Below are 24,384 nucleotides of genomic sequence, written 5' to 3'. Positions count from 1 at the left end.
GTGCGGGCATGAATCTTCCGGGCAATGGCTACTGCTTATATGCGATCAGATGTTGCGAGATGTCGTCAGCCGCGGCTTTCAGATCCGGCATGAATTTCTTGAACAGCGCCTTGGGAGAATGGCGCGCGAGATTTGTGGACAGGTTGATGGCCGCGATGGTGCTGCCGTTAGCCCCGTAGATCGGAACGGCCATACCGAACGCGCCGAGTTCGAGCTCTTCGGTAACCACGCTCCAGCCCTGAACGCGCACCTTTTCGATTTCCTGCTCAAGCTTGTGGACATCGGTCACCGTCGTTCGGGTCCATTGACGCCGGTCCGAATTGGCGAGCACCGCGGAGCACTCGTCCTTTGGCAGTCCTGCGAGAAGCACGCGCCCCATCGATGTGCAGAACGCCGGAATGCGACTTCCGGTGATCAGTCCTCGGCGCAACACGCTGGTGACTTCGGCACGTGCGATATAGAGAACGTCTGCGCCGTCCAGCACCGAGATGGCGACGACCTCGTCGACCTTGCGGGAGAGGGTCTCGATCACCGGCTGCGCCACCTCGCGCAGCGACAGCGACGACAGATATGCAAAACCCAACTGGAGAATGCGCGGCGTCAGCATGAAGTCGTCACCCTCCTGACGCGCCATCCCGAGTGTGACCAGCGTGTACAGCAGCCGGCGTGCGCCGGCCCGCGGCAAGTTCGTATGCCGGGCGACGTCGGTGAGGGTCAGCTTGCGGTGATCACCGAACGCCGAAATGACGGCGAGGCCTTTTGCGAAGGCTTCGACAAAGGTGTCGCTGCCGCCCGGCCATTTCGAGATGTCTGTCCACGGATCGCTGACGCGCACGGTCATTGTTGCCAAACCCCTCGGCTTGTGGCTAACGTTGTTCGATAGTCGACAATAAGTTCGACAGTCGAACAATGAAAGAGGGGAAATGATGCGACGATCATTTAATTTGCTGAAGGTTCTGGCTCTGGGGGCGGCCTGTCTGGCGGCTCCAACCGCGCTGGCCCAGGATTTTCCGAACCGGCCGATCAAGATCGTCGTCCCGGCCGCGGCGGGCGGTCCCACGCACATCACCGCGCAAATGCTTGCGGAGAAGATGCAGTCATCGCTCGGCCAGCCGGTGATCGTCGAGCCGAAGCCCGGGGCCGGGAACAATCTCGGCGCGGAGTTTGTCGCGAAAAGTGCGCCGGATGGCTACACGCTCCTGTTCGCGACAACGGGCACGCACGCGATCAACCAGACCTTGTTCAAGAAGCTACCGTTCGATCCGATCAAGGATTTCGATCCGGTTTCGCTGGTGGTGCAATATCCCCTGATGCTGGTTGTTTCATCGGACCTGCCGGTTAAATCGGTCAAGGAACTGATCGAGTACGCCAGAAAGAATCCCGGCAAGCTCAATCGTGCATCCGGCGGAATGGGTACGTCGATGCATCTGTCGGGCGAATTGTTCGTCAAGCAGGCCAATATCGAGGCGCCTCACATTCCGTACAAGGGCAGTGCGCCTGCGCTCAACGACCTCATGGGCGGGCACGTCCAGTTGATGTTCGACTCCATGATTACGACGATGCCGCTTGTCGAGAGCGGTCAATTGCGTGCGCTGGCCGTCACAGGCAAGAAGCGCTCTCCGCTGCTTCCTAACGTGCCAACCATCGCCGAAAGCGGGCTGCCGGACTACGAAGCCACCGGCTGGACCGGCATCGTGGTGCCGGCGGGGACGCCGCGGGACGTCATCATGAAACTGAACGGCGCGATCGTCGAAGCGATCAAGTCGCCCCCGGTGCAGGAGGCGTTCAGGAAGCAGGCCGCGGAGCCGGTCGGCTCGTCGCCGGAAGAGTTTGCCGCGTTTATCCGCAAGGAAACCGACAAGTGGGGCGCGACCATCCGCGCTGCGGGCATCAGCGCTGACTGACCGCTACCTGTCATTTTGAACCGGAAGAACGCTCATGCTTCAGTCCCTGGTCTCCGAGAAGAAAATCGATTGTGACGTCCACGTCACTTTGCCGACAACGGCGAAACTGGCGCCGTACCTTGACGACTACTGGCGCGAGCAGGTGACGACGCGTGGAATCGATCGGCTGGAAATGACCAGCGATATCTCGAACATCAGTCCGGCCTTGCGGCCGGACTGGAAGACAGGCAGCGATGTGCAGACAATCCGCACATTGGCGCTGGAGCCGTTCGGCACTGACATAGCCATCTGCAATTGCCTTTATGGCGCGCAGGCGGTCTACAATGCCGACCTCGCCGTGGCGCTGTGCCGTGCGATGAATGATTGGCTGGCCGAAGAATTCCTGAGCAAGGACGAACGGCTGCGTGGATCGATCGTCTTGCCTTGGCAGAGCCCGGAGAAGGCCGCGCTGGAAATTGAGCGCCTCGCATCCGACCGGCGGTTTGTTCAGGTATCGATGATGGCCATGGGCGACATGCCGCTCGGCCGGCGCGCGATGTGGCCGATTTATGCGGCGGCGGAAGCTCACGGTTTCGCGGTCGGGGTTCACGCGGGCACGGCTTACCGGTTCGCGCCCTGGACCAACGGATGGCCGTCCTACCACATCGAGGATCAGGTCGCGCAGAGTGTCGGTGTGCAGACGCAATTGCTCAGCCTGATTACCGAGGGTGTGTTCGAGGAATACCCGAAGCTGAAGGTTGTACTGATTGATTCTGGCGTGACATGGCTTCCGCCGTTCCTGTGGCGCATCGACAAGCTCTGGCGCGGCCTGCGGATGGAAGTTCCGTGGCTGAAGAGGTCTCCGACAGAGATTGTATCCGAGCATGTGCGCCTGACGCTGCAGCCGTTCGACGGTCCCAAGGACGCGCAAGTGATTCAGGAACTGGCCGAACAGATCGGCGAGCACATGCTGCTGTTCTCGACCGATTATCCTCGCTGGAATTTCGACGGCACCGATGCCGTGCCGCTGCGAGGGCAGCCGGATCTGATGCGAAAGCTCCGCACGGAGAACCCATTTGAAACCTACGCACGGCTCCGGGAGGTCTGACATGACGGTGATCGAGAGTCCTCAAGCGGGAATCGCCAGGAAGGCGGATGCCGGCATCATCGACTGCGATATTCACCCGCTTCCGAAGAGCGCCAAGAGCCTCCACCCGTTTCTGCCCAAGCGATGGCAGGAGCACTCCGAACAGTTCGGCGGGCATCTGCGGCAACCCTTCATCAATACGACGCAGTATCCGCGTTCGGCGCCACTGATTTGCCGCCGCGATGCGTGGCCGCCGTCCGGCGGTCCGCCTGGCTCCGATCTCGACTTCATGCGCGAGCAGCATCTCGATCCGTTCAACATCATCAACGGCATTCTCATCCCGTTGTTCGGGAACGTCGGAAGCGAGCGTAACCTCGGTTACGCAGCAGCCCTCGCCACGGCTCACAACGACTGGCAAGTGGCCGAATGGCTCGACAAGGAATCGCGCCTGCGCGGCACGCTTGTTGTTTCGCAGGACGATCCCGTTGCTGCGGTGAAGGAAATCGAACGCTGCGCGCGGGACCGGCGCTTTGTGCAGATCATGCTGGCGCCGCGCAGCAGCGAGCCGCTGGGGCGGCAGCGTTACTGGCCGATCTATGAAGCCGCCGAAGCGCACGACCTGCCGCTCGGCATCCACTCCTATGGCGTCGGCGGTCATGCCTCGACAGGCGGCGGCTGGCCGTCATTCTATATGGAGGAGCACTACGCGACCACCATGGGCGGACCGGCGACCATGAGCAGTCTCATTCTTGAGGGCGTGTTCGAGCGCTTTCCAAAGCTCAGGGTTGTGCTGGTGGAAATCGGTTTCGCGTGGGTGCCCAGCTTCGTCTGGCGCATGGATCGCTTGTGGGAGCGGATGCGCGGCGAAGTCCCTCATCTGAATCATCCGCCGTCGTATTATGCGAAGCGCAATTTCTGGTACACAACCCAGCCGATGGAGGAGCCGGGCAGGCCGGACGACTTGCGCCGCACCTTCGATTGGCTGGGCTGGGACCGGTTGCTGTTCTCCACCGACTACCCGCATTGGGATCAGGACGATCCCGCTTACGCCTTCAACATCAAGCTGACGCCCGCGGAGCGGCGGCAAATCTGCCACGACAACGCCGAACAATTCTACCGGTTCTGAGCATGCCGAAACATCGTATTGCCTTCGTCAAGGAAATCCCGCCGGGGAGCAACAAGGTCGTGAACATCCGCGGCCGTGAAATCTGTGTTTTCAACGTCGGTGGCGACTTCTTTGCACTGCTGAATCGTTGCCCGCATGAAGGCGCGAAGCTCAGCCGTGGCGTTGTCGTCGGCTTGCCGGAATCTGAAACGCCCGGCTGTTACAAACTCTCGCGGCCCGGTGAAATCCTCCGTTGTCCCTGGCACGGATGGGAGTTCGATCTGAAGACAGGAAAATCGCATTGCGATCCCGAACGCATGTTCACGAAGCAATACAAGACGTGCGTCGAGAACGAGACGGCGGTTACCGAGCGCGAGCTTCAGGCGGAGACGTTTCCTGTCGTGGTGGAAGAAGCAACGGTCTTCGTCGAAATGTAACCCGCCGCAGCATTCCCTTCAGAATAAGAAAATGAGCAGACGATGAGCGAAAACGGTTGGCATGTGATTTGTCAGAATACCGATATCGACGAAGGGGGGATGCTTCCCTTCGAGGTCGGCAATTTTCAGGTCGCGCTTTACAAGGTGAACGGCGAGATTTTCGCCACCGACAATGTGTGCACGCACGGCATGGCGCTGCTGACGGACGGTTTCCTGGATGACGATGTCGTTGAATGCCCGCTGCACGGCGGCATGTTCAACGTCAAGACGGGGAAGGCGCTGTGTGAGCCGGTCGACTGTGATGTGAAGGTGTACAAGACGCGTCAGGTCGACGACCGGATCGAGGTCCTGCTCAGCGAGTAGCCGGCGGCGTCTTGCGGGGCTCGATCGCGAAAGATACGTTCGAGTTTTCCAGTTCAGGGGCATGTTCGGATGACGGCGTTACTGTTTGACGGGCCCGAAGCCGCTGACATCACCATTCTTCTCGCGCACGGCGCCGGCGCGGCGATGGATTCCGCTGCGATGACAGCGAGCGCCAAAGCGCTCGCGCAATCCGGCTTTCGCGTCGTGCGCTTCGAGTTTGGCTATATGGCCGCTCGGCGGACGTCGAACACACGGAAGCCGCCGCCCCGCGCGGACCTGTTGAAAACGGAGTATCTCGCGGCTGTCGATGCGCTCGGCGCAACGGGCAAACTTATCATCGGCGGAAAATCGATGGGTGGCCGCGTTGCCAGCATGGTCGGCGATGAGCTCTACGCGTCCGGAAAAATCGCCGGGCTACTCTGTCTCGGTTACCCATTTCATCCGCCGGAGAAACCTGATCAGTTGCGCACCGCGCATCTTGCCGATCTCAAGGTGCCAACGCTCATCGTGCAGGGCACGCGAGACCCGTTCGGAACCATGGACGAGGTTTCCTCGTACTCTCTGTCAAAGATGATCGAGATTCTCTGGCTTGAGGACGGCGACCACGATCTGAAGCCGCGAAAAAGCGTGTCAGGCTATTCCGCGGCAGATCATTTGAAGACTCTTGGAGAGGCGGCCGCATCCTGGGCTCAAAAAATCACGTCCTGAGCACGGTCAGTGCTCTGAGCCACGCGCATCTATCATTTTATCGCAGCGGCATCGGTGGCCGGGGAACGCTGGTATCGCCGGGCGGCGGCGGAAGTTGCTGCACGGGCGCAGGCGCGGGTGGCGGGATGTACGCTTCGCGTTGCGCGGCGGTTTGCGGATAGGCCGGGCTTGGCGAATAAGAATGTGATGGTGCATAGGTCCGCGACACCGCAGGCGAGGGTGGTTGCCGCGGAGCTGGGGCCGGCTTCGCTGCCTGTGCGACAGGCTTGCGTTGCGCCGTTTGCTCTGTGGCTTTCGCGACATCGCGGCTCAGTTGCCGCTGGCCAGCTTGCAACTGTTCGACGGTTTCCTTGAGTGAAGCGATTTCGCGCGCCATGGTTTCAACCGACTTCGCGAGTTCGAGCGAAAGCTCAGCCTGCGCCGGCGAAGCTTCCGGCGCCTGTGTTGATGGCGGTGTCGCGGATTCGGCTGGCGCGGCCGGTGGCGCAGCGACAGTCTCCGGCGCTGATGCGGGTGCGGCAGCTTGCTGGGATTCCGGGATCGGGGAGGCAGCATCCTGCTGTTGGGCGGATTTGGTGTCTTGCGCGGGAGCCGGCGTGCTCACCAAGAGCTGCGGCACGAGGTCTGAGATCTTCTGCTTTGCGGCGTCGCCATAGGAATACCAGACCGCAGCCATCCCGCAGCCGGTGCATGCGATCAGCGCCAGGCGCCTCATACCGCGGCCGAAACCGGTGCGTGATACCGGATCGCGAATGTCGCCGATGTTATCGTTCAGGGGAGTGTCGATAGCCGACGGCTCGCTGGCTGACTCCGTCACCGCGGTCGGTGTCGCATGAACCTCGGACTGATTGGTCGTCAGCCGCGGCGCCAGATCGCGAAGCTGGGCAGCGATGACATCATGCGGATCGTCGGTCTGCGAGTCAGCGTGTTGCAACTTGAATTGCATTGGCGCTCCGTGATTTTGAAAGGTGCGATGCGCGGGAGATTTCCGGCCGATCTGCAGGCGCAAGGGGGACATCGCGCTTTGACCGCAGCAAGGCAGCATCATGAAAACTGTGAGGCAGCGGAACCGTCGCGAATCTCGCACGATGCGGCAGGCGGCCGGCCGGGAAACCTGCATGGGCCAATTGACGACCGTGCAGACAGGTGCAAATTCAGGCGGCCAGCTGGAGGGAAATCCATGCCTCACATCGTCTGCCATTATTCCGCGTCGCCCGATATGCCGCCGATTCTCGATGTGATGCTGGGGCTTCATCATGCCGCGGCGTCGACTGGCGTCGTTCAGGCCGACGATCTGAAGATCCGGGCGCTGCCATTTTCGGATTATCTTGTCGCCGGCGAGGAGCGCTCGTTCTTTCACGTCTCGCTATATCTGCTGGCTGGCAGAACTCCGGAGCAGAAGGAACGGCTGAGCATCGCGCTGCGTCAGGAGCTTGCAGAGCTTCTCCCCGGCATCACCAGTATCAGCATCGACGTCCGCGATATGGACCCGCAGGCTTACAAGAAGCGGCTGCTCGATAGTCCGTCTCGCTCCGCGCGGCAGGCCTAAACCAGCAGCGGCTTGGCCGTGACGGCCATGTCCTTGAGCAACGGGAGGAAGCGGTCGATCATTTCGCCGGTAGTGATGCGGTCGACATGTGCGCCGATATTCGCCGCCGCCACGACCGCGCCATCGTAGCGATGAATCGGCACCGAGATCGAGCGGAAGCCAGGCTCCGCTTCGCGGTCGACCAGCGAATAACCCTTGCTGCGGTCGCTGATGATGGTGGCGATGACGGTGGATTTGTCGGTGACGGTTTCCGGTGTCTGGGCCGTCAGCGTCATGGCCTCAACCGCGGATTTTAGCTCTTCATTGGACAGGCGGCCGAGCAGCACGCGGCCCACCGACGTGCAATAGGCCGGCAGCCGGTAGCCGATGTCGATGCCGGCGGAAAAAACCCGCGCCGGACTGGCCCTTGCGACAAAGACGGCTTCCTGCCCGTCCAGAATCGCAAGCGAGCAGACTTCCCTGGCCTTCGTGGAAATGTCGTCCATCAGCGGCTGCATGACGGCAACGATCTGATTTGACGACAGATAGGCCGAGGCCAGCGCCAGCACACGCGGCGTGAGCGAAAACAGCCGCTCGTCGCCGGCGACGAAGCCGGACTTCTGGAGGGTCAGCAGAATTCTGCGGGCGGTGGCGCGCGGCAGATTGGATGCCTTGGCGATGTCGCTCAGGGTCATCGGGCGATGCTCGGTGCCGAACGATTGCAGCACCCGAAGGCCGCGGTCGAGGCTCTCGATGAACTCGCCGCCGCCGCGTCTGGCTTCTTCTTCCTCTGCGGTGCGCTTCACGCGGGGCATGCTCGGTCGGCCGTTCTTTCCGGTCATGAGTCGATCCGCCAGACGAGACCATAATTCGCGGGATTATGCACCCACCGCTTTGATCGTTGTCAAAAGCGATTTGAAGTCGAACGAGAGGTCAGCGGCTTGCTCCGGCGTCGGTGAAACTCCGCCGCTGATCAGCCGTCGGGCCGCCATCTGATCGCCGGCGCGGTTGACGCTGTCGACGGCGCATAGTTTGTCCCGGCGATAGTAGAAAACCGAGAACTGCCCGTCTTCCAGCGATCCGCGTACCGCCTGCCGGTCGAAATTGCGCGATATCCCCACGGTCTGCAGTTTGGCGTCATACTGATCTGACCAGAAGCGCGGCACGCTGTCGTAAGGCCCGGTTTTTCCGGCGATAGCGAGTCCGGCGGCCTTGGCCTGATCCTGTGCATTCTGGACCGATTCCAGGCGAAGCCAGCCCTGCGCATGGGCGTTGTAGTGATTGGCGCAGTCGCCGGCCGCGTAAATAGCGGGATCGCTGGTCAGGCCGTGGTCGTCGACGACGATTCCGTCGGTGCAGTTCAACTGCGCGTCGCGCGCCAGTTCATCGTTGGGCACGCCGCCGATTCCCACAAGGACGAGATCGGCGCGCAACCGCGCACCGCTTCGCGTTCTCACTACGCCGGCGCGGCCGTTGTGGTCCTCGATTTCTGCAACACCTTCGTTGAGCCGGACGTCAACGCCGTGCCTTGTATGCAGATCGAGCAGGAACTGCGAGACGACCGGCGAGACTGCACGTTCGAGCAGCCGGGACGCGCTCTCGATGACGGTGACTTTCTTGCCGAGCTTGCTGGCGGATGCTGCGACCTCGAGGCCGATAAAGCCGCCGCCGACGATCACGATCTCGGCCGCAGTCCGCAGCCGCTCCTTCAGGTCGATTGCGTCACGGATCGAGCGCAGATAGCACACGCCGTCGAGGTTCGAGCCGGGAATGGTCAGCCGCCGCGCGTGGGAGCCTGAGCCGATGAACAGCTTGTCGAAATCCAGTGTCATGCTGCCGTTGATCGAAAGCTGCCGCGCGCGCCGGTCGATCGCATGGACGCGCGTTTCGAGAATCAGATCGATCTGCTTGAGCTTGAAGAATGCGTCGTCGCGAAGAACCAGCCCATCCTGCTTGACCTTGTCGAGCAGGAAGTCCTTGGACAGCGGTGGGCGCTGATACGGCAGCAAATGATCATCGGCGACGACCGTGATGCGCTCCGCATAACCGCTGTCGCGTGCCGACAATGCGGCCTGGATGCCGGCATACGATGCGCCCACGACAACAAGGCCGCTCATGATTGCGCTCCGGGAATATGGACGGTCAGGGCTGTGATCGAAGGCGGGAGTTTCAACTGGCAACTCAACCGGCTGGTGGGTTTGCGGATAGCGGCGACGGAGCTGAGCAGCTCGAGTTCTTCCGGCTGCGGTGGTGCCAGAACGCCTGAATGGCTTTCGTCTATGTAGACATGGCAGGTGGCGCAGTCGAGGCAGCCGCCGCACTCTGCATCGATTCCAGAAATGCCATTGCGGATAGCGGCGAGCATGACGCTCGTGCCGCTATCGATGTTCACGACATTCTCTGAACCGTCGGGCTGAACGAATGTGATCCGGGCCATGAATGTGTCCACCGCTGATCGCCATATGCGAAGTTCATTTAACGAACATATGGGCGTTCAACGAACATATCAAGCCGGAGGGAGCCGCATAGGTCCGCTCGAAGCATTCAATTTCGCATTTGCAGCACAAATAGGCGCTCGCAGCCGCCAAATTGCACTTGCGTGTTTTCTAATTTGGAGACAGTCTAACACATATCGCACATATGTTCGTTGATCGAACAAACGTGAAGCGCGGAGCAAGAAACCTGAAAAGCAAAGCGGGGCTTCAAAGGTGCTGCCGGGTGAGGAGTTGCCGCTTGCGGCAATTTTGTATCTGAGGGGCCTCGCGTGTTGCGGTGGAAAGGTTTTCAATCGTTGAAGCATCGCGGCTTCAACCTGGCCCAAGCGCGGGCCATCGACGTCTTCGGCAGGAAATCGTCTCGGGACCGGAAGGAAGAAACAGCCATGATGAGCCAAGAGCAGAATGATCTGATCACGCGCACCGGCCCGGCCGATCCCGCCGGCAAGCTGCTGCGAATGTACTGGCAGCCGGCGGCGCTGGTCGACGAACTCGAAGGCCCGCGGCCGATCAGGGCGGTCAAGTTGCTCGGCGAGAACTTCGTTCTGTTTCGCGACGAGCAGGGCCGTTACGGACTGATGGATCGCGATTGTCCGCATCGCGGCGCGGACCTGGCCTTTGGCCGGCTTGAGAATGGCGGCCTGCGCTGTGCTTTCCATGGCTGGCTGTTCGACGTTCAGGGCAACTGCCTTGAGACACCGGCCGAACCTGTGGGTTCGGTGCTCTGCAAGAACATCAAGCAGCGCGCCTATCCCGTCGTGGAGAAGGGCGGCATCCTGTGGGCCTATCTCGGTGAGGGCGAGCCGCCCGCGTTTCCGGAGATCGACTGCTTCGTCGCGCCCGATGCCTATACGTTTGCGTTTAAAGGCCTGATCGAATGCAACTGGCTGCAGGCGCTGGAAGTCGGCATCGACCCGGCGCACGCCTCGTTTCTCCATCGCTTCTTCGAGGATGAGGACTTGGAGAAATCCTACGGCAAGCAATTCCGCGGCGCCTCCGCGGGCAGCGATCTGCCGATGACCAAGATCCTTCGTGAGTACGATCGTCCGATCATCAATGTCGAGAAGACCGAGTACGGCCTTCGTCTGGTGGCGCTGCGCCAGATCGATGACGAGCGCACCCATGTGCGCGTCACCAATCAGTTGTTCCCGCACGGCTTCGTCATTCCGATGAGCCAGGAAATGACGATCACGCAGTGGCATGTCCCGGTCGATGACACGCACTGTTACTGGTATGCGATCTTCACCAGCTACACGACGCCGGTCGACAAGAAAAAGATGCGCGAGCAGCGTCTCGAGCTTTACGAACTGCCCGACTACAAATCGCGCCGCAACAAGACGAATGATTACGGCTTCGATCCTCACGAGCAGGCGACCGAGACCTATACCGGCATGGGCCTCGACATTAACGTCCACGACCAGTGGGCGGTGGAGTCGATGGGTGCGATCCAGAACCGGACCCGTGAACATCTCGGGCAGTCCGACAAGGCGATCATCCAGTATCGCCGCCTGCTGCGTCAGGAAATCGAGAAGGCCATTGCCGGCGGCAAGCCGCTGCTGTTCCTCGATGAAGCGCATGCGCGCAGCATCCAGGGGCCGGCCACAATGGACGGCATCGGGCCGACGCGCGGCTGGGAAATCTACTGGATGGAAGTCGACGTGAAGCGGCGGCGCGGTGCACCGTGGGCTGCACCGATCCCGACAGAGATCGCCGAGAAGGTGCCGCATCTCACCGCGGCCGAATAAGGATCTGCTGAGCCAATGTCAGGGAAAGCAACGTCATTGAGCTTTGTCGCGCGACATCGTCTTTGGTCTGAGGAGCAGAACGAAGCGGCGGTCCGCCTTCGCCGGATCGTCGAGGAGAAGGGACTCGACACCATCCGGCTGTCGTTCCCAGATCAGCACGGGATTCTGCGCGGCAAGACCCTGGTCGCGAGCGAAGCGCTGCGCATCCTTGAAAACGGCTGCACGATCACGACCACGATGCTGGCGAAGGATACGTCGCATCGCACGGTGTTTCCGGTGTTCACCGCAGGCGGCGGCTTTGGGATGAGCGAAATGCAGGGCGCCGCCGACGTTCTGATGATTCCCGACCCAACGACCTTCCGGGTGCTGCCCTGGGCGCCGACCACCGGCTGGATTCTGTGCGATGTTCATTTCGCCGACGGTCGCGCGGTGCCATTCGCAACGCGCGGTCTCTACAAGTCGGTGCTGAACAAGCTGTCCGCGCGCGGTTATGATTTCATGGCCGGGCTCGAAGTGGAGTTTCATGTCTTTAAGGTCAACGACCCGAAGATGCAGCCCGGGCATGCCGGGCAGCCCGGCGAGCCGCCGGATGTCAGCCTGCTGTCGCACGGCTATCAATATCTGACCGAGCAGCGCTACGACCAGATGGAGCCGGTGCTCGAACTGATCCGGCGCGATGTGGTGGCGCTGGACCTGCCGCTGCGCTCGATCGAAGTCGAGTTCGGTCCCAGCCAGTGCGAGTTCACCTTCGCGCCGACCGTCGGGCTCGATCCGGCCGATACGATGGTGCTGTTCCGCAGTGCGGTGAAGCAGATCTGTCATCGCCACGGCTATCACGCCACCTTCATGTGCCGTCCGCGCATTCCGAATGTCGTGTCGTCGGGTTGGCATCTGCATCAGTCGCTGGTATCCCGTGCCGATGGCCGCAATGCCTTCATGTCAGACGCCGACGATGAGTTCCTGTCGGACTTCGGCAAGGGCTATCTCGGCGGGTTGCTCGAACACGCCCGCGCCGCGACCGTGTTCACGACGCCGACGATCAATGGCTACAAGCGCTACCGGTCGTATTCGCTGGCGCCGGATCGTGCGATCTGGGGACGTGACAACCGCGGCGTCATGATACGCGTCCTGGGCGGTCCAAAAGACCCCGCCACACGGTTCGAGAACCGGGTCGGCGAGCCGGCGGCAAACCCGTATCTTTATATGGCGTCGCAAATCCTGTCGGGACTGGATGGCGTGGACCGCGCCATTGACCCGGGCCCGTCAGCCGATACACCTTACGAGACCAAGGCCAGCCTGCTGCCGAAGTCGCTGCGCGAAGCGGTTTTCGCGCTGAACGACGATCCATTTTTCAGGAACGCAATGGGCGCGGAACTGGTAGATTACTACGTGCACATCAAGAACGCCGAAATCGAGCGCTTCCAGGCCGAAGTCACCGAATGGGAGCAGCGCGAATATTTCGAGATGTTTTGACGCGCACGCCGAACGGGTTTGACGTAACAAAAACAAACAGGAGCAGGGGACCACATGAACAAGGCAGTTAATTACGCGTGCGCTCTGGCCGTCGCCGGGCTGATGTCTGGGGCGGCTCACGCCGACACCATCAAGGTCGGCGTGATCGGGACCATGTCAGGGCCGTATGCGTTGTTCGGCCAGAACTTCAAGGCGGGCATCGAGGCGTGGGTTGCCGAGAACGGCAACAAGGTTGCCGGTCACGACGTCGAGTTCATTTATCGCGACGAGGAATCGCCGAACCCCGCGAAGTCCAAGGCGCTCGCGCAGGAACTGATCGTCAAGGACAAGGTGCAGTACATCGCCGGTCTCTATTTCACGCCTGACGCCATGGCGGTCGCGCCGCTGCTCGAAGAAGCCAAGACGCCGATGATCGTCTTTAATGCTGCGACGTCGGCGATCGTCGAGAAGAGCCCGTACATTGTCCGCACCTCATTCACGATGTGGCAGAACACCGTTCCCGCCGCCAAGGTTGCGAAGGCAAAGGGCGCGAAGAAGGTCGCGATCGCCGTCACCGATTACGGTCCCGGCATTGACGCGGAAGCTGCGTTCAAGAAGACCTTCGAGGCCGACGGCGGCACGATCGTCGAAGCCATTCGCATGCCGATCGCCACCACCGATTTCAGCCCGATCATGCAGCGTATCAAGAGCTCGGGCGCTGACACCATCTTCACCTTCCTGCCGGCCGGCCCTCCGACGCTGGGCTTCGTGAAGGGTTATATCGACAACGGTTTGAAGGCGGCCGGCGTCAAGCTGATCTCGACCGGTGACGTGGTGACGGAGCCGGATCTGCCGAATATCGGCGACAACGGTCTCGGTATTCTGTCGACCTATCACTATGCGGTGTCGCATGCGTCGCCGGAGAACAAGGCGTTCCTTGAGCGGCTCGCCAAGGGCGGTACTGCGGCTGACAACGTGACGATGACGTCGGTCGCCGCCTATGACGGTGCGCGCGTGATCTACAAGATGATCGAGGCCACCCTGGGCCAGCGCGATCCGGAAAAGGCTGTAGCCGCGGTCAAGGGCATGAAGTGGGTTAGCCCGCGCGGCCCGGTGTCGATCGATCCAGCGACGCGCCACATCACGCAGAATGTCTATCTGCGCGAAGTCGCGAAAGAAAATGGCAAACTGATCAACAAGGAGCTTCAGACATTCGAAGCTCAGCCCGACTGGGCGCTGGTCAAGAACTAAACCACATACTCGCCACGCATTGATTGGCGCGAGTTCGCTCGCGCCAATCTTTTAGCTAACGGACAATTGGCCGAGCAATGCCGCACAGCCCGGACACCCTGCGATTCATCAATGCGCGGATCTATCGATCCGCCGATGACACGCGACCGGCCAGCGCGCTTGTCACCCGCAAAGGCGCCGTCCATTGGGTCGGCGAGAGGCAGGACGCGCCGGAGGCTGGCCGCACCATCGACATGCAGGGTGCGACGATCATCCCGGGTCTCACCGATGCGCATGTCCATCTGTTCGCCATCGCCAACGAGCGCCAACAGGTTCAATTGAATGGATCGGGCGTTCGCACGATTGCGGATGTTCTGCGCCACGTGTCCGCATTGGCAAAGACGACTCCACCGATGCAATGGATCAGGGCGGTGGGCTTTGACGAGAACAATCTCGCCGAGCATCGCTATCCCACGCGGGATGAAATCGACGCCGTCGCGCCCCATCATCCGGTTATCATCCGCCGCTTTTGCGGGCACACCGCGATCCTCAACAGCGCTGCGCTGAAGCTGCTTCAGATCGGCGAGGGCGTGTCCGATCCGCCGAGCGGATCGTTCGGGCGCAGTGCCGCCGGGCGTCTGGACGGCAGCGCCAAGGAAAGTGCCGCGGAAGCGGTGTTCCGCGCGATCCCGGCTGTCGATCCGGCCGCGATGGCTGCTTCGTTGCGCGAAACCATCGAAGACAGCATGCGGATGGGCCTGACTGCTGCTGTCGAAGCCGCCATTGGTTTCACCTGCGGGTTCGACGATGAATTCGCGGTATGGAAGTTGCTTCGTCAGGAGTCCTCGTTCTCACCGATCCGCCTTGGGTTCATGTATCAGCTCGATCCGAAAGACGCCGCCATGCGTGGCTTCACGCCGCGCCCCGATCCTGACTGGCAGGCGATGACGCTGAAGTTTTTCGCCGACGGCATCGTCGGTGCGCGCACGGCGGCGGTCAGCAAGCCGTTCGCAGATACAGGCTCAACGGGTTTCTTCATGCGCGATGAGGATGATCTCGAACGAGTGATTGTCGAGGCGCATCTCGATGGCTGGCAGACGGCGACCCATTGTGTGGGCGACCGCGCATCCGCACGCGTCATCGCGGCCTTCGAGGAAGCGGAGAGGGCGCTGCCCGGACAAAGGCCGCGCCATCGGATCGAGCACTATTTCGTTCCGCCGGACGGTGGTCTTGCACGCATGAAGGCGCTTGGCGCCTTGATCGTGACGCAGCCGAGCTTCCTGACGCGGATGCGGCGCTCGATCCTGGAAGCATTCGGCCCGGATGCCCACAGCAAATACCCTGCACGATCGGTGATCGATGCCAGTGTCACCTATGTCGGAAGCTCCGATGCGCCGACCGGGCACGTCTCGCCATGGATTGGCATGGCGAATGCCGTGGACCGCGGAGCGTCGCTCGGGTCTCCGATTGGAGCGGATGAGGCTCTGACACGCCGGCAGGCCGTCGGCAGTTACATCCATGGGGGCGCCTTCGCCATGAAGCAGGAAGACTGGCGCGGGACGCTTGTGCCGGGCATGGCGGCGGATTTCATCGCGCTTGATCGTGATCCGTTCGACGCTACTACCGATCTCGCTGCGACTAACGTGCTGATGACGGTACTTCGCGGCGCGGTGCGCCATGACACGCTGTCGGCTGCTGCCGAGATGCAGGCGGGGGTGCACTGATGCTGACCGCGCTGAGCATCCTGCTGGACGCGATATCCTACGGAATGGTGCTGTTCACCATCTCCATCGGCCTGTCGATCATGATGGGCCTGATGCGCGTGGTAAACCTCGCCCATGGCGCGTTCGCGATGATCGGCGGCTATCTTGCGTCCTATGCGTTGAAGACGCTCGGTATCAGTTATCCGATCGCCATTGTCATTGCAGTGATCGGCACAATCCTGATCTCGATTCCCTTCGAAGTCCTGCTGTATCGCCGTATCTACCGTCATTCCGATGCGCTGACCCAGCTCCTGCTCACCATCGGCATCACCTTCGTCATCATCGGGTTGGCGAACTTCACCCTCGGGCCGACCTCGAAGCCCATCCCGCTTCCGGCGGCGCTCAGCGGTCCGTTCGATCTCGGTTTCCGCATGATCTCGACGCATCGGCTGCTGGTGATCGCGTGCGGGCTGACAACGGCGCTGGCGCTGTGGCTGTTGATCGACAAGACGGAGTTCGGCGTGCGGATGCGCGCCGCCGTCGACAACGGCGATATGGCGGAATCCCTCGGCATCCGCACGCAGTGGATCTATTCGGCGACATTTGCGCTGGCCGTGGGGCTTGCGGCATTCGGCGGCGTGCTGGGTGCTGAGATGCTGCCGATCGAGCCGTTCTACGCGCTCCGCTACATGGTCACGTTCCTTGTGGTCGTGTCGGTGGGTGGTGCGGGATCGATCCTCGGCGCGCTCGCGGCGTCGCTGTTTCTGGGGCTCGCGGACACCACGGGAAAGTATCTGGCGCCCGAGTTCGGCGAGTTTTTCTTCTATCTCGCGGTGATCCTGACGGTGTTCCTGTTCCCGCGCGGCCTTCTCGGACGGGCCCACTGACATGACCGAGCAGACCATCAAGTTCGATGTGCCGCGGCCGGGATTTCCGCTCCAGCAGGAAGTCCTTGGTCTGCTGACGGTCGCGGTCGTGGGCGCGATCGGCTATTTCGCGTTTCCCGATGATCTCGCATTCCTGACGCGGCTGATCAGCATCACGTTCCTTGTTCTCTCGCTCGATCTCGTCACCGGCTATTGCGGTGTGGCAACGCTGGGGCAGGCGGCATTGTTCGGCGTCAGCGCCTATGCGGTCGGCAATGCCTGCATCGCAGGGATTACCAATCCGCTGATCCTGCTCGCCATCGGGGCCCTTACCGGCGCGGTGATGGGGCTGATCTCCGGCGCGCTGATCACGCGCTTCCATGGTCTGCCGCAACTCGTGCTGTCCATCGCGATCGGTCAGCTCGTCAGTTCGCTGGCGAACAAGCTGTCGTCATGGACCGGCGGCAGCGACGGTCTGTCAGGCATTTCGCCGGGGAAAATCTTTGGCGTGTTCGCGTTCGATATGTACAGCCGGACATCGTACATCTTCTCGCTGGTGACGCTTGCGGTCGTCATGGTGCTGCTGCTGCGGTTCGTCCGTTCTCCGTTCGGCCTGCTGTGCCGCGGCATCAAGGATGACTCCCTGCGCGCGCTGATGATCGGAGCCTCGGCCTATCCGCGGCTCGTGATGATGTATGGCGTGTCGGGAATCGTTGCGGGTCTTGGCGGCGCGCTGATGGCGATCAACACCGGCGTGGTCGGGCTCGACAGCGTGAGCTTCGAGCGGTCCGCCGAAGTGCTGGTCATGCTGGTGCTGGGCGGGGCCGGAAACCTGTGGGGCGCGCTGGCAGGCGCGGTGATCTTCCAGATCTTCGAGCACATTGTCTCGGCGGCCAATCCGTTCCACTGGATGACGCTGGTCGGGCTGTTGCTCATTATCATCGTTATCTTTGCGCCGCGCGGTCTCGGGCACAGCATCGCCTCGCTCTGGGCTTCGTTCTCGCAGCGGAGGCCGCGCCCATGAGTCCGCTGCTGGAACTGCGAAACGTTTCGAAATCGTTCGGCGGTCTGCATGTCAACCGCGACATTTCCTTCAGTCTCGGCAAGGGCGATCGCGTCGCGCTGATCGGCCCGAACGGGGCGGGAAAGACCACATTGGTCAACGTGATTTCCGGTGATCTCTCGCCGTCCGACGGCAACATTTTCTTCGAGGGCAATGACCTGACGTCGGTCCCGATTCCGGGCCGCGTCCGGCAGGGGCTGGCGCGGACATTCCAGATCACCCGGCTGTTCACCAGTCTCTCGGTCGCCGAAAACGTCGCGCTGGCCGTCATGCAGCGCAAGGGTCTCACGCGCCGGTTCTTCTCGGTGGAGACGTTCGCGCCGCAGGTACGCGACGAATGGATGCATATCCTGGGTATGCTTGGCATTGCACATCTGGCGCAGCTTCCCGTCGCGAAACTGGCCTATGGCCAGCAGCGTCTACTCGATCTCGCCATCGGTCTCGCGTTGACGCCGAAGGTACTGATGCTGGACGAGCCGGCGGCGGGCGTTCCGCACGACGAAGCGCCGAAGATTCTCGAAGCGATCAACCGCCTGCCGTCCGATATTGCGGTTCTCATGATCGAGCATGATATGGACCTCGTGTTCCGGTTTGCGAAGCGTGTGCTTGTGCTCGCCAACGGTCGCCTGATTTTCGAAGGCAGTCCGCAGGACGTCACGAAGGATGATGAAGTCCGCCGCGCCTATCTGGGGAGCTATGCCGATGCCAGCCGCACGGCTTGAGGTCGAACGCCTGAGCGCGGGCTACGGCCCGACGCAGATCGTCTCGGACATGTCGTTCGCCGTGCCGGCCGGCGGCCGCCTTGCGATCCTCGGGCGCAATGGCGTCGGCAAGACGACGCTGCTCGCGACTCTGATGGGGCTGTCGACGCGGCATCACGGCCGCATTCTTGCGGACGGACAGGACATCAGCGCGATGAAGACTTCGGCGCGGGCGCTGCGCGGCATGGGCTACGTGCCGCAGACACGCGATATTTTCGGTTCGCTGACGGTGGAAGAGAACCTGTCGACCGGCTTCAAGACGCGCGAGCGGGACGGGCTGGCCGGAATTTACGAGATGTTTCCACGCCTCGCAGAGCGCCGGCGGCATCTCGGGCTGCAATTGTCCGGCGGCGAGCAGCAGATGCTGTCGATGGCGCGGACGTTGCTCGGAAAACCGTCGATCCTGCTGCTGGATGAGCCACTGGAAGGGCTGGCGCCGGTGATCTGCGATCAGTTGATGGAAACCATCTCTCGCCTTGCCATCAGCGGCGATATGACGATCATCCTGGTCGAGCAGCAGATCGAGCGCGCGCTCAATTTCGCGGATCGCGTGATGGTGGTCGAGCGTGGCCGCGCGGTCTGGGAAGGCGTGTCGGACGAACTGAAGTCCGATCGATCTCTGGTGAACCGGCTGCTTGGTGTAGGCATTCACTGACCGGCTTGCTAAGCTGGCCGGAACAACGAAAAGAAGACGCCCATGACGTTGATCTATCCGCGAGACAGCAACGCCGCACATGCGCCGCGGTTGTCGCCGGCCTACAAGAGCACGGTGCTGCGCTCGCCGACCAAGCCGCTGGTGATGATTCCGCATACGCTGTCGGAATTGACCGGGCCGGTGTACGGACACGAGACGGTGCGCGAGAACGACAACGATCTCACCATCCAGCACAAGGGCGAACCGCTCGGCGAGCGGATTATCGTTCACGGCCATGTCCGCGACGAAGACGGCCGCGGCGTGCCGAACACCTTGCTTGAAGTCTGGCAGGCCAACGCCTGCGGCCGCTACATCCACGTCGTCGATCAGCATCCGGCGCCACTCGATCCGAACTTCACAGGCGCAGGCCGCGCACAAACGGACGCGCAGGGTTACTACCGCTTTATCACCATTAAGCCCGGTGCGTATCCGTGGGGCAATCATCCCAATGCGTGGCGGCCCGCCCATATCCATTTCTCGGTGTTCGGGCACTCCTTCATCTCGCGCATCGTGACCCAGATGTATTTCCCCGGCGATCCGCTGTTCGCTTACGACCCGATCTTCAATTCGGTGACGGACGAGAAGGCGCGGATGCGGATGGTGTCGAGCTTCGACCTGGAAAACACCAAGCCCGACTGGGCGCTCTGCTACCGTTTCGACATTGTATTGCGCGGGCGCAACGCCACGCCGCTGGATAACGACTGATGAGCAACATCACGCCGTCGCAGACCGTCGGTCCTTACTTCAAATACGGCCTCACGCCGGGCAATGACTACGCGTGGAACGACGCGTTCAGCAACGATCTGGTGACGCCTGACGTGTCGGGCGACCGCATCCGCATCGTCGGGCAGGTGTTCGACGGCGAGGGCAAGGTCATTCCCGATTCCATGCTCGAAATCTGGCAGGCCGATGCGCAGGGACGCTTCGCCGATCCGCAGGACACGCGCGCCGCTCCGAATGCCGTGTTCAAGGGCTTTGGCCGCTGCGGCACCGACGCCAAGGGCGGGTTTGAATTCCGCACCATCAAGCCCGGGCCGGTGCCCGGTCCCGGCGGCAAGCCGCAGGCGCCTCATATTCTTCTCGCGGTGTTCGCGCGTGGCATGACACAGCAGGCGATCACGCGGATTTATTTCGAAGACGAGGCGGCCAACGCCGCCGATCCGATCCTTGCGCTTGTGCCGGCGGATCGCCGTGCGACGCTTTTTGCAAAGCGCGAGCAGGGTGATGCCGCAACCTACCGGTTCAACGTTCACCTGCAGGGCGACAGCGAAACGGTGTTCTTCGATCTTTAGCCGGACGGGCTAAACCGGCAGGGCGATCGAATACTTCACCTGACTGAGCGCGAAGCTGGACTCGATCGAGGCAATGCCGTCGAGCCGCGTCAGCTTGGTTTTCAGGAAAGCTTCATAGGACGGAAGGTCGGCGGTCACCACGCGCAGCAGATAGTCACGGTTGCCGGTCATCAGATAGCATTCCAGCACTTCGTCCCACTTCGAGATCGCTCTGGCGAAGCGGTTGAGGTCTTCTTCCTTCTGCCGCTCCAGCTTGATCGAGATGAAAACGCTGACCGGAAGTCCCACCGATTTCTGGTCCACCATTGCGATGTAGCGCGAGATCACGCCGCGCTCTTCGAGCAGTTTCACCCGGCGATGGCACGGCGACACCGAGAGGCCGACCCGATCGGCAAGGTCCTGCATGGTCACGCGGCTGTCGGACTGAAGAATCGCCAGGATTTTGCGGTCGATCGCATCAAGTTCTGTCATTGGAATGAAATCTCACAAATATCCTGCGTATTGGTATAGTATACTAATATTCTGGCGCCGGTCGAGATGATTTGAGATTTTTCAGCGCCCGGCGAGGACTAGCATTGGCTCGGACCCCTTATCCCGGTGAACGCATGCCCATCGAACCTTCTCGTCTGGAAATTCTGTCCGCGCTGACCCGCAAGGTGCTGTGGCTGTCGTCGTGGACCATCCACCATGCCAATCACATCCGGCCGGACTCCGATGGCCTCAAGGTCGGCGGCCATCAGGCCTCATCAGCGTCACTCGCGACGATCATGTCGGCGCTGTATTTCGGCGTGCTCAAGCCCGAGGATCGCGTGGCGGTGAAGCCGCATGCGAGCCCGGTGTTTCACGCGATCCAGTATCTGCTCGGGCAGCAGACGCGCGAGAAGCTGGAGAATTTCCGCGGTTTCAAGGGCGCGCAGTCCTATCCCTCGCGCACCAAGGACATCGACGACGTGGATTTCTCCACCGGTTCGGTCGGGCTTGGCGTGGCGCAGACGCTGTTTTCGTCACTGGTGCAGGACTACGTGAAGTCTCACGGCTGGATGAAGGATCGGCCCGAGGGGCGCATGATCGCGCTGGTCGGCGACGCCGAGCTCGATGAAGGCAATATCTTCGAGGCGCTGCTGGAGGGCTGGAAGCAGGGCCTGCGCAACACCTGGTGGGTGATCGATTACAATCGCCAGAGTCTCGACGCGGTGATCCATGAAGGGCTGTGGGAAAAGCTCGAGACCATGTTCCGCAATTTCGGCTGGGATGTGGTGATCGTGAAATACGGCAAGCTGATGCAGGCCGCTTTCGCGGAGCCTGGCGGCGAGGCGCTGCGGAAGTGGATCGATAACTGCCCGAACCAGATGTACGCGGCGCTGTGCTTCCAGGGTGGCGCGGCGTTTCGCAAGCATCTGCTCGACGACATCGGCGATCAGGGCGCGGTGACGAAACTGATCGAGAAGCGCAGTGATGACGAACTGCTGGCGCTGATGTCCAACCTCGGCGGCCACGACATGGCCAGCATGCTGGAAGCCTTCGAGGCGATCGATCACGATCGTCCGGTCTGCTTCATCGCCTACACCATCAAGGGCGTCGGCCTGCCGTTCCAGGGCCACAAGGACAATCACGCCGGGCTGATGACGGTTTCGCAGATGGAAACCTTCCGCGCGGCGCAGAACATCCGCCCCGGCCACGAATGGGATCGGCTGGAAGGTCTGCCGCTCGACCACGCCCGCATCGAAAAATTTCTGAAGGATGTGACCTTCGCGCGCGATGGCGCACGGCGGTTTGCTGCACCGAAGATCGAGGTGCCTGCACAACTCAATGTGACGCTAACGCCGCGCATGGCGACGCAGCAGGGCTTTGGCCTGATCCTCAACGAACTGGCGCGGGGCGATACAAAACTCGCGGAGCGCATTGTCACCACGTCGCCAGACGTCACGGTCTCGACCAATCTCGGCCCGTGGGTGAACCGCCGCGGCCTGTTCGCGATGGCCGAGAACACCGACCTGTTCCGCAAGGAGAAGATTCCGTCGACTTTCGCATGGGATTACTCGCCAAAGGGCCAGCACATGGAACTTGGCATCGCGGAGATGAATCTCTTCATCATGCTGTCCGCGCTCGGCCTATCGCATTCTATCAATGGCGAACGGCTCCTGCCGGTCGGCACGCTGTACGATCCGTTCATTGAGCGCGGGCTCGATGCGCTGAACTATGCCTGTTATCAGGATGCGCGTTTCATGGTAGCGGCGACGCCGTCGGGAATTACGCTGGCGCCGGAAGGCGGCGCGCACCAGTCGATTGCGACGCCCCTGATCGGCATGGCACAGGATGGGCTCTCGTCATTTGAGCCCGCTTTTGTGGACGAACTTGCGGTCATCATGCGCTGGGGCTTCGAACACATGCAGCGCGACGAGGACGGAGGCTCGGTTTATCTTCGGCTGTCGACACGCACGCTGGATCAGCCGCAGCGAACGATGACGCCGGAACTTGCGAGCGACATTGCCGCGGGTGCTTACTGGCTGCGCAAGCCCGGGCCGAATGCCGAACTGGTGATCGCTTACACCGGCACCGTTGCGCCGGAAGCCATCGAGGCGACGGGATTGCTTGGCGAGTCACGCCGGGACATCGGCCTGCTTGCGATTACGTCTGCGGACCGGTTGCACTCCGGCTGGAGTGCGTCACGCAAGCTTCGCCGCAGCGGCGGGCCGCGCGAACCGAGTCATATCGAGCGGCTGCTTGCGCCGTTGCCGCGTGACTGCGGACTCATCACCGTGATTGACGGTCATCCGGCGACACTGGCCTGGCTCGGCAGCGTTCATGGTCACCGCGTCGAAGCGCTCGGCGTGGAAAAGTTCGGCCAGACCGGCACCATCGGCGATCTCTATGCCCACTACGGTCTCGATGCCAACACCATCATCGATGCGGCGGCAGGCCTGACATTCGGCGGCTCGCCGATCCGGCATCGCAAGATGGCGGTGTGAAAGGGCGCCCGGGCGCGGTTTTAACCACGCGGGGCATCCGCAGCCGGATCGATGAATTGCCGAGTTGACCGGACGCGGCAACCGCAGCACCATTGCCCCCATATGGGTGCTGAATGACCGAGCTTTCCAATCGCCAGTCCGACATTCTGAACATTGCGCGCGCCTCCGGGCGGGTGACGGTGGAGGATCTGGCGCGGCGCTTTGAAGTCTCGGCGCAGACCATCCGCAAGGACCTGAACGATCTGTGCGACCGCCGCTCGATGACGCGGGTTCATGGCGGCGCTATCATCGCCTCGGGCGTCGAAAACCTGGCCTATGAGGCGAGACGGTTCGTCGCGGCGGAGGAAAAGAAAGCCATCGGTGCGGCGGCGGCGGCGCAGATTCCCAATGGCTGCTCGCTGTTCATCAATATCGGCACCACGACGGAAGAGGTCGCGAGCGCGCTCACGGCGCATGAGGACCTGCTGGTCATCACCAACAATCTCAACGTGGCGATGCTGCTCTATCGCCTCCCACGAATCGAGGTCATCGTCGCCGGCGGCACGGTGCGCCGCGCCGACGGCGCCGTGATTGGATCGACGGCGAACAACCTCATCACCCAGTTCAAGGTCGATTACGCCATCATCGGCGCATCGGCGATCGACGAGGAGGGCGCGTTGCTCGACTTCGACTATCGCGAGGTGCAGGCGGCGCAGGCCATCATCGCCAATGCGCGTAGCGTGATGCTGGTGGCCGACAGCACCAAGCTCAGCCGCAACGCGCCGGTTCGCATCGCGCATCTCAGCCAGATCCATACCTTCGTCACCGACCTGCCGTTGCCCGCCGGGCTTCAGGCGATTTGCAATAGCCGGGGCATCGAGGTCATCGCGGCGATGCCCGACAAGCCCGCTGACGTGGCCTGACGGCCTTCAGCCGATTCCGCCGCTTGCTGGTTCGGCTTGTGGACAGTTGGCGCTCGCTTCTTGCTTGTCTGTCGACGCCGGAGCTGTAACTCCCTCACATA

General features: G+C 61.8%; 25 protein-coding genes. 19 read left to right on the top strand and 6 right to left on the bottom strand.

Annotation, left to right across the window (positions count from 1 at the left end; all coding sequences use genetic code 11):
- Positions 1 to 28: 28 nt before the first annotated feature.
- A complete protein-coding gene (locus tag AC1RM7_RS08170; RefSeq protein WP_024920863.1) occupies positions 29 to 841 on the bottom strand; it encodes an IclR family transcriptional regulator domain-containing protein in 813 nt (270 codons plus the stop codon).
- Positions 842 to 926: 85 nt separating this feature from the next.
- Between AC1RM7_RS08170 and AC1RM7_RS08165 the strand changes: the two genes are divergently transcribed.
- The 6 genes from AC1RM7_RS08165 (at position 927) to AC1RM7_RS08140 (ending at position 5,583) form a co-directional block, all read left to right on the top strand.
- Positions 927 to 1,904: a Bug family tripartite tricarboxylate transporter substrate binding protein gene (locus AC1RM7_RS08165; protein ID WP_024920862.1), complete on the top strand. Its 978-nt coding sequence runs from the start codon at positions 927 to 929 to the stop codon at positions 1,902 to 1,904.
- 34 nt (positions 1,905 to 1,938) lie between these two features.
- A complete protein-coding gene (locus AC1RM7_RS08160) occupies positions 1,939 to 2,991 on the top strand; it encodes an amidohydrolase family protein (RefSeq protein ID WP_024920861.1) in 1,053 nt (350 codons plus the stop codon).
- Between the two features lies 1 nt (position 2,992).
- Positions 2,993 to 4,096: an amidohydrolase family protein gene (locus tag AC1RM7_RS08155; RefSeq protein ID WP_024920860.1), complete on the top strand. Its 1,104-nt coding sequence runs from the start codon at positions 2,993 to 2,995 to the stop codon at positions 4,094 to 4,096.
- 2 nt (positions 4,097 to 4,098) lie between these two features.
- On the top strand, positions 4,099 to 4,512 hold the full coding sequence (locus AC1RM7_RS08150; RefSeq protein WP_024920859.1) for a Rieske (2Fe-2S) protein: 414 nt from the start codon (positions 4,099 to 4,101) through the stop codon (positions 4,510 to 4,512).
- A 42-nt stretch (positions 4,513 to 4,554) separates the two neighbouring features.
- Entirely contained in the window at positions 4,555 to 4,875 is a 321-nt protein-coding gene (locus tag AC1RM7_RS08145; RefSeq protein WP_024920858.1) for a non-heme iron oxygenase ferredoxin subunit, read from the top strand.
- A gap of 69 nt (positions 4,876 to 4,944) precedes the next feature.
- Entirely contained in the window at positions 4,945 to 5,583 is a 639-nt protein-coding gene (locus AC1RM7_RS08140) for an alpha/beta hydrolase family protein (protein WP_024920857.1), read from the top strand.
- 37 nt (positions 5,584 to 5,620) lie between these two features.
- On the opposite strand, the gene AC1RM7_RS08135 is transcribed toward AC1RM7_RS08140, so the two are convergent.
- Positions 5,621 to 6,529: a hypothetical protein gene (locus tag AC1RM7_RS08135; protein WP_024920856.1), complete on the bottom strand. Its 909-nt coding sequence runs from the start codon at positions 6,527 to 6,529 to the stop codon at positions 5,621 to 5,623.
- A 234-nt stretch (positions 6,530 to 6,763) separates the two neighbouring features.
- Between AC1RM7_RS08135 and AC1RM7_RS08130 the strand changes: the two genes are divergently transcribed.
- Positions 6,764 to 7,132, top strand: a complete 369-nt coding sequence (locus AC1RM7_RS08130; RefSeq protein WP_024920855.1) for a 5-carboxymethyl-2-hydroxymuconate Delta-isomerase — start codon at positions 6,764 to 6,766, stop codon at positions 7,130 to 7,132.
- Here AC1RM7_RS08130 and AC1RM7_RS08125 read toward each other — a convergent pair.
- From AC1RM7_RS08125 to AC1RM7_RS08115, 3 genes are all read right to left on the bottom strand, one after another.
- Positions 7,129 to 7,926 (bottom strand): IclR family transcriptional regulator domain-containing protein, encoded by a 798-nt coding sequence (locus tag AC1RM7_RS08125; protein WP_024920854.1) that lies wholly within the window; start codon positions 7,924 to 7,926, stop codon positions 7,129 to 7,131. The genes AC1RM7_RS08130 and AC1RM7_RS08125 overlap by 4 nt on opposite strands.
- A gap of 63 nt (positions 7,927 to 7,989) precedes the next feature.
- Positions 7,990 to 9,228: an NAD(P)/FAD-dependent oxidoreductase gene (locus AC1RM7_RS08120; RefSeq protein WP_024920853.1), complete on the bottom strand. Its 1,239-nt coding sequence runs from the start codon at positions 9,226 to 9,228 to the stop codon at positions 7,990 to 7,992.
- Positions 9,225 to 9,548: a 2Fe-2S iron-sulfur cluster-binding protein gene (locus AC1RM7_RS08115; protein ID WP_024920852.1), complete on the bottom strand. Its 324-nt coding sequence runs from the start codon at positions 9,546 to 9,548 to the stop codon at positions 9,225 to 9,227. Before AC1RM7_RS08115 ends, AC1RM7_RS08120 begins: the two co-directional genes overlap by 4 nt.
- A gap of 444 nt (positions 9,549 to 9,992) precedes the next feature.
- Here AC1RM7_RS08115 and AC1RM7_RS08110 point away from each other — a divergent pair, with 444 nt between their 5' ends.
- The 10 genes from AC1RM7_RS08110 to pcaG all read left to right on the top strand — a co-directional run bounded on the left by AC1RM7_RS08110 (position 9,993) and on the right by pcaG (position 20,412).
- On the top strand, positions 9,993 to 11,351 hold the full coding sequence (locus tag AC1RM7_RS08110) for an aromatic ring-hydroxylating dioxygenase subunit alpha (RefSeq protein ID WP_024920851.1): 1,359 nt from the start codon (positions 9,993 to 9,995) through the stop codon (positions 11,349 to 11,351).
- Positions 11,352 to 11,366: 15 nt separating this feature from the next.
- Entirely contained in the window at positions 11,367 to 12,824 is a 1,458-nt protein-coding gene (locus tag AC1RM7_RS08105) for a glutamine synthetase family protein (RefSeq protein ID WP_444826208.1), read from the top strand.
- A 54-nt stretch (positions 12,825 to 12,878) separates the two neighbouring features.
- A complete protein-coding gene (locus tag AC1RM7_RS08100) occupies positions 12,879 to 14,054 on the top strand; it encodes an ABC transporter substrate-binding protein (RefSeq protein ID WP_024920849.1) in 1,176 nt (391 codons plus the stop codon).
- Positions 14,055 to 14,131: 77 nt separating this feature from the next.
- Positions 14,132 to 15,757: an amidohydrolase gene (locus AC1RM7_RS08095; RefSeq protein WP_492838033.1), complete on the top strand. Its 1,626-nt coding sequence runs from the start codon at positions 14,132 to 14,134 to the stop codon at positions 15,755 to 15,757.
- Positions 15,757 to 16,623 carry a branched-chain amino acid ABC transporter permease gene (locus AC1RM7_RS08090; RefSeq protein ID WP_006021632.1) on the top strand — a complete coding sequence of 289 codons (867 nt, stop codon included), beginning with the start codon at positions 15,757 to 15,759 and terminating at the stop codon, positions 16,621 to 16,623. The genes AC1RM7_RS08095 and AC1RM7_RS08090 overlap by 1 nt, the downstream gene beginning before the upstream one ends.
- Position 16,624: 1 nt before the next feature.
- Positions 16,625 to 17,626, top strand: a complete 1,002-nt coding sequence (locus AC1RM7_RS08085; protein ID WP_024920847.1) for a branched-chain amino acid ABC transporter permease — start codon at positions 16,625 to 16,627, stop codon at positions 17,624 to 17,626.
- A complete protein-coding gene (locus AC1RM7_RS08080; RefSeq protein WP_024920846.1) occupies positions 17,623 to 18,387 on the top strand; it encodes an ABC transporter ATP-binding protein in 765 nt (254 codons plus the stop codon). The genes AC1RM7_RS08085 and AC1RM7_RS08080 overlap by 4 nt, the downstream gene beginning before the upstream one ends.
- Entirely contained in the window at positions 18,368 to 19,081 is a 714-nt protein-coding gene (locus tag AC1RM7_RS08075; protein ID WP_024920845.1) for an ABC transporter ATP-binding protein, read from the top strand. Before AC1RM7_RS08080 ends, AC1RM7_RS08075 begins: the two co-directional genes overlap by 20 nt.
- Before the next feature lie 42 nt (positions 19,082 to 19,123).
- Positions 19,124 to 19,825, top strand: a complete 702-nt coding sequence (gene pcaH / locus AC1RM7_RS08070; RefSeq protein ID WP_024920844.1) for a protocatechuate 3,4-dioxygenase subunit beta — start codon at positions 19,124 to 19,126, stop codon at positions 19,823 to 19,825.
- Positions 19,825 to 20,412: a protocatechuate 3,4-dioxygenase subunit alpha gene (gene pcaG, locus AC1RM7_RS08065; protein WP_024920843.1), complete on the top strand. Its 588-nt coding sequence runs from the start codon at positions 19,825 to 19,827 to the stop codon at positions 20,410 to 20,412. The genes pcaH and pcaG overlap by 1 nt, the downstream gene beginning before the upstream one ends.
- Before the next feature lie 9 nt (positions 20,413 to 20,421).
- Here the strand turns inward: pcaG and AC1RM7_RS08060 are convergent, their stop codons facing one another.
- Positions 20,422 to 20,883 carry an Lrp/AsnC family transcriptional regulator gene (locus tag AC1RM7_RS08060; RefSeq protein ID WP_006021626.1) on the bottom strand — a complete coding sequence of 154 codons (462 nt, stop codon included), beginning with the start codon at positions 20,881 to 20,883 and terminating at the stop codon, positions 20,422 to 20,424.
- Positions 20,884 to 21,017: 134 nt separating this feature from the next.
- Between AC1RM7_RS08060 and AC1RM7_RS08055 the strand changes: the two genes are divergently transcribed.
- Positions 21,018 to 23,381 carry a thiamine pyrophosphate-binding protein gene (locus AC1RM7_RS08055; protein ID WP_024920842.1) on the top strand — a complete coding sequence of 788 codons (2,364 nt, stop codon included), beginning with the start codon at positions 21,018 to 21,020 and terminating at the stop codon, positions 23,379 to 23,381.
- A gap of 113 nt (positions 23,382 to 23,494) precedes the next feature.
- Positions 23,495 to 24,283, top strand: a complete 789-nt coding sequence (locus tag AC1RM7_RS08050) for a DeoR/GlpR family DNA-binding transcription regulator (protein ID WP_006021624.1) — start codon at positions 23,495 to 23,497, stop codon at positions 24,281 to 24,283.
- Positions 24,284 to 24,384: the final 101 nt, after the last annotated feature.

This window comes from Afipia sp. GW822-FHT03D08 (assembly GCF_058801645.1).
This window is presented reverse-complemented; position numbering and strand designations above follow the sequence as displayed.

Coding starts and splice junctions, on each gene's coding strand:
- AC1RM7_RS08095 (WP_492838033.1), top strand. CDS start 14,132: ATGCCGCACAGCCCGGACACCCTGCGATTCATCAATGCGCGGATCTAT.
- AC1RM7_RS08165 (WP_024920862.1), top strand. CDS start 927: ATGCGACGATCATTTAATTTGCTGAAGGTTCTGGCTCTGGGGGCGGCC.
- AC1RM7_RS08135 (WP_024920856.1), bottom strand. CDS start 6,529: ATGCAATTCAAGTTGCAACACGCTGACTCGCAGACCGACGATCCGCAT.
- AC1RM7_RS08055 (WP_024920842.1), top strand. CDS start 21,018: ATGCCCATCGAACCTTCTCGTCTGGAAATTCTGTCCGCGCTGACCCGC.
- AC1RM7_RS08060 (WP_006021626.1), bottom strand. CDS start 20,883: ATGACAGAACTTGATGCGATCGACCGCAAAATCCTGGCGATTCTTCAG.
- AC1RM7_RS08120 (WP_024920853.1), bottom strand. CDS start 9,228: ATGAGCGGCCTTGTTGTCGTGGGCGCATCGTATGCCGGCATCCAGGCC.
- AC1RM7_RS08100 (WP_024920849.1), top strand. CDS start 12,879: ATGAACAAGGCAGTTAATTACGCGTGCGCTCTGGCCGTCGCCGGGCTG.
- AC1RM7_RS08085 (WP_024920847.1), top strand. CDS start 16,625: ATGACCGAGCAGACCATCAAGTTCGATGTGCCGCGGCCGGGATTTCCG.
- AC1RM7_RS08110 (WP_024920851.1), top strand. CDS start 9,993: ATGATGAGCCAAGAGCAGAATGATCTGATCACGCGCACCGGCCCGGCC.
- AC1RM7_RS08145 (WP_024920858.1), top strand. CDS start 4,555: ATGAGCGAAAACGGTTGGCATGTGATTTGTCAGAATACCGATATCGAC.
- AC1RM7_RS08125 (WP_024920854.1), bottom strand. CDS start 7,926: ATGCCCCGCGTGAAGCGCACCGCAGAGGAAGAAGAAGCCAGACGCGGC.
- AC1RM7_RS08075 (WP_024920845.1), top strand. CDS start 18,368: ATGCCAGCCGCACGGCTTGAGGTCGAACGCCTGAGCGCGGGCTACGGC.
- AC1RM7_RS08140 (WP_024920857.1), top strand. CDS start 4,945: ATGACGGCGTTACTGTTTGACGGGCCCGAAGCCGCTGACATCACCATT.
- AC1RM7_RS08150 (WP_024920859.1), top strand. CDS start 4,099: ATGCCGAAACATCGTATTGCCTTCGTCAAGGAAATCCCGCCGGGGAGC.
- AC1RM7_RS08130 (WP_024920855.1), top strand. CDS start 6,764: ATGCCTCACATCGTCTGCCATTATTCCGCGTCGCCCGATATGCCGCCG.
- AC1RM7_RS08080 (WP_024920846.1), top strand. CDS start 17,623: ATGAGTCCGCTGCTGGAACTGCGAAACGTTTCGAAATCGTTCGGCGGT.
- AC1RM7_RS08115 (WP_024920852.1), bottom strand. CDS start 9,548: ATGGCCCGGATCACATTCGTTCAGCCCGACGGTTCAGAGAATGTCGTG.
- AC1RM7_RS08050 (WP_006021624.1), top strand. CDS start 23,495: ATGACCGAGCTTTCCAATCGCCAGTCCGACATTCTGAACATTGCGCGC.
- AC1RM7_RS08105 (WP_444826208.1), top strand. CDS start 11,367: ATGTCAGGGAAAGCAACGTCATTGAGCTTTGTCGCGCGACATCGTCTT.
- AC1RM7_RS08155 (WP_024920860.1), top strand. CDS start 2,993: ATGACGGTGATCGAGAGTCCTCAAGCGGGAATCGCCAGGAAGGCGGAT.
- AC1RM7_RS08090 (WP_006021632.1), top strand. CDS start 15,757: ATGCTGACCGCGCTGAGCATCCTGCTGGACGCGATATCCTACGGAATG.
- AC1RM7_RS08160 (WP_024920861.1), top strand. CDS start 1,939: ATGCTTCAGTCCCTGGTCTCCGAGAAGAAAATCGATTGTGACGTCCAC.
- pcaH (WP_024920844.1), top strand. CDS start 19,124: ATGACGTTGATCTATCCGCGAGACAGCAACGCCGCACATGCGCCGCGG.
- pcaG (WP_024920843.1), top strand. CDS start 19,825: ATGAGCAACATCACGCCGTCGCAGACCGTCGGTCCTTACTTCAAATAC.
- AC1RM7_RS08170 (WP_024920863.1), bottom strand. CDS start 841: ATGACCGTGCGCGTCAGCGATCCGTGGACAGACATCTCGAAATGGCCG.